The 589-nt window shown below is 43.3% G+C and carries 1 protein-coding gene; it reads left to right on the top strand.

Annotated features, from left to right (window positions below; translation table 11 throughout):
- Positions 1-471 (top strand): hypothetical protein (locus A3729_RS06760; protein ID WP_231877367.1); only part of this gene is annotated, 471 nt, incomplete at its 5' end.
- Positions 472-589 lie beyond the last annotated feature (118 nt).

Genomic DNA, 589 nt, shown 5'->3' with positions numbered 1-589 from the left:
AACATCCCTTCACTCGTAACGGCCGTTAATCGAAGTCTAAAGTTTGCTCCATTTTTGATCGAACCCATTTTAAAAATGGCTGTTGGAAAAGACATCGAACACTTTTATTCCCAGCAGTTGAACTATATTCGCCCCACACTTGAAGGTCGTGCTGCAGATATTAACTTGTTAAAAACAAGTCAATATCGAAACTATTCAACCGCTAATCTCAAGCAATCGGCTAAGCAAGGTGTTGGTATTTGGGCAGAAGAACTAAAGCTTAGCTTCAGTGCTCTTGCCTTTTCGGTAAAAAATTGTCGAACAGAATATCAATTCTGGCACGGCGAACATGATGATGTTATTCCCCTAGAAGCCGCTGAGCTGCTATCAAAGCACCTCAATACGACTCACTTTACCCGTCTGAAAAGTGAAACCCACTATCTTTTTGCTCGCCACTTTAACAAGATTGTTAAGCAACTCATCGCTAGCTAAGCCGCAATGAAATAGAAATCAGGGTGTGACAAGTCTTAGCGAGCACACCCTTCAACTCAACCCATGAGTACGAATCCGCATCACGCTACGGCGCGCTGCCCCTGCATATGTCTGATAT

The organism is Oleiphilus sp. HI0043 (assembly GCF_001634935.1).
The sequence above is the reverse complement of the archived record's forward strand: the minus strand, read 5'-3'. Positions and strand labels throughout refer to the sequence as shown.